The following is a 2,529-nucleotide window of genomic DNA, read 5'->3' as shown; positions in this document are numbered from 1 at the left end:
CGCATCCTCGGCGCGGCCGAGAGCCTGGCCGCGAACCCGGCGGTCCGGGAACGCATCGACGCGGCGACCGCGGCGGCCGACCTCGCGCCGATCGTCGAGTCCACCCGGATCCAGTCCGGCACCTCCCTCGTCGTCATCGCCGACGGGAACCGGACGATCATCGCGGCCACCGACCCCACCCTGATCGGCACCCCGCTGGCCGTCCCCGACGGGCGCGCCTGGGACGGCCGGGCCTGGGACGGCGACCTCACCCTGGCCGGCATCGACCTCATCGCGGCCAGCACCCCGGTGTTCACCAGCCCGGCCGGGGGCGCGCTCGACCCGGCCCCGGCCGGGCTGGCCCTGGTCGGCGAGGAGTACCCGAGCGCGGTCACCACCCTGGCCTCCGACGTCCCCGAGGTCGCGCTGCTGCTCGGGCTGGCCGCATTGGCCGGCCTGACCGGCTCCTGGTTGCTGGCCCGGCGGATCAAGAAGCAGACCCGCGGGCTGGAACCGGCCGAGATCGCCACGCTCACCGATCAGCGCGAGGCGTTGCTGCACTCGATCCGGGAGGGCGTCGTCGGGGTCGACCCGGCCGGCCGGGTCACCCTGGCCAACGACGGTGCCCGGGACCTGCTCGACCTGCCGGAGGACTGCGTCGGGCGGCCGGTCGACGCGCTGGGACTGGAACCGGACGTGGCCGACGTGCTCAGCGGGCGGGCGGCCGGCGTCGACGTGGTCGATGTCGTCGTGGTGCACCGGGACCGGGTCCTGGTCGCCAACCGGCGGACCGCCCGCACCCGCGGGCGGGAGGGACGCAAGGGCGAGGACGTCGGCACGGTGACCACCCTGCGCGACCGGTCCGACCTGATCGCCCTGCAACGGCAGCTCGGCGCGACGCGCAGCGTCGGCGAGACGCTGCGCGCGCAGACCCATGAGTTCGACAACCAGCTGCACATCATCTCCGGGCTCGCCCAGCTCGGCGAGTACGACGAACTGCGCGACTACCTGTCCACCATCACCGCCCGGCGCGCCCGGATGGACACCACGATCGGCGAGCTGATCAAGGATCCGACGGTGGCGTCCCTGCTGATCGCCAAGGCCAGCCTGGCCGCCGAGTCCCGGGTGGAGCTGCAGCTCGCGCCCGAGTCGAGCTGCGAGCGGCTGGACACCGAGCTGTCCACCGACGTCGGGACGGTGCTGGGCAACCTGGTGGACAACGCGCTGGACGCGGTGGGCAACTCCCCCGACGCGACGGTCACCGTGGAGATCGTCTCGGACCCGGCGGCCGTGCGGATCGTCGTCTCCGACAGCGGCCCCGGGATCCCCGAGGGCAGTGCCGATCAGGTCTTCGCGCGCGGGTTCTCGACCAAGTCATCGACCGTGGCCGGTGGCCGCGGGGTCGGCCTGTCCCTGGTGCGGATGATCTGCCTGCGCCGCGGCGGGTGGGTCGGGGTCCGCGGCGGCCAGGACTCGATCCCGGCGGTCGGGGCGGTCTTCACCGCGGTGCTGGGCCGCGGGACCGGCCCGGTGACCGGCGCTGTGACCGGCGCTGTGACCGGCGGCGTGACCGGCGCGGTGACCGGCGGCGTGATCGACAATGGGACGGTGCCGGACGCCGATGCGCCCGGCACCGCGAGCGAACGGGAACGGGAGCGGGCATGACGGCGGCGCAGCCGGAGTTCGGTGTCCTGGTCGTCGACGACGACTTCATGGTCGCGCGCATCCACAGCCGGTTCCTGCAGACCCAGGAGGGATTCCGGGTGGCCGGCGTCGCGCACACCGGGATCGACGCGCTGGCCAAGCTGGCGCAGGTGCGACCCGACCTGATGTTGCTGGACGTGCACCTGCCGGACATGAGCGGCCTGGAGGTGCTGCGGATCGCCCGCCAGGACCATCCCGAGGTGGACGTCATCGTGGTGACCGCCGAACGCGAGCTGAACTCGGTGCGCGACGCCTGGCAGGGTGGCGCGATGTCATACCTGGTCAAGCCGTTCGAGTACGGCGCGCTGGCGCAGCGGTTGGACCACTTCCGCAAGGCCAGGGCGGTCCTGGACACCCCGCAGGTCGACCAGAACGACATCGACCGGCTGTTCGGGGTCGGCGGTGCCCCGGGCCGGCGGACGGATCTGCCCAAGGGCCTGAGCCGGGAGACCGCCGACCTCGTGCGCCGGGCGCTCACGGCCGACGAGGCCCTGTCCGCCACCGAATGCGCCGAGCGGGTCGGCATCTCGCGGGTCAGCGCGCGGCGCTACCTGGAGTACTTGGAGCAGACGGGGGTGGCCCAGGTCCGGCTCAAGTACGGCAAGACCGGGCGCCCGGAGCGGCTCTACCGGCTCGTCTGACGGGCGGCCGGCGGGCGAAAGCCGGGAGGCGACGCCGGCTGGAGCCGGCTGGGGCGGAGCCGGCTGGGGCGGAGCCGGCTGCGGAACTCCGGACGGCTCCGGACCGCCTCAGACCGGCCGCCGTTCCGCCGCCGGCCGCACCGAGCCGGGGATGCGGGCATCCGGGTGTCGCTGCCCCCCACCCCCCCCCCACACCCCCCGCGGG

The 2,529-nt window shown here is 74.3% G+C and carries 2 protein-coding genes; both read left to right on the top strand.

Going from position 1 to position 2,529, the window contains the following annotated elements; translation table 11 throughout:
* Positions 1-1,644: ATP-binding protein (locus tag ACOJUF_RS05080; RefSeq protein ID WP_420120778.1), on the top strand; the 1,644-nt coding region annotated here is incomplete at its 5' end.
* Complete coding sequence (locus ACOJUF_RS05075; protein WP_420120777.1) at positions 1,641-2,324, top strand: response regulator; 684 nt, start codon at positions 1,641-1,643, stop codon at positions 2,322-2,324. The genes ACOJUF_RS05080 and ACOJUF_RS05075, both read left to right, overlap by 4 nt.
* Positions 2,325-2,529 lie beyond the last annotated feature (205 nt).

The sequence above is a fragment of the Nakamurella sp. genome, from assembly GCF_048594475.1.
GTDB lineage: Bacteria > Actinomycetota > Actinomycetes > Mycobacteriales > Nakamurellaceae > Nakamurella.
Note: the sequence above shows the minus strand (reverse complement) of the source record. Positions and strands in the feature narration are given on the sequence as shown.

Excerpts from the sequence above, each read along its gene's own strand:
- ACOJUF_RS05075 (WP_420120777.1), top strand. The coding sequence starts at position 1,641 with ATGACGGCGGCGCAGCCGGAGTTCGGTGTCCTGGTCGTCGACGACGAC.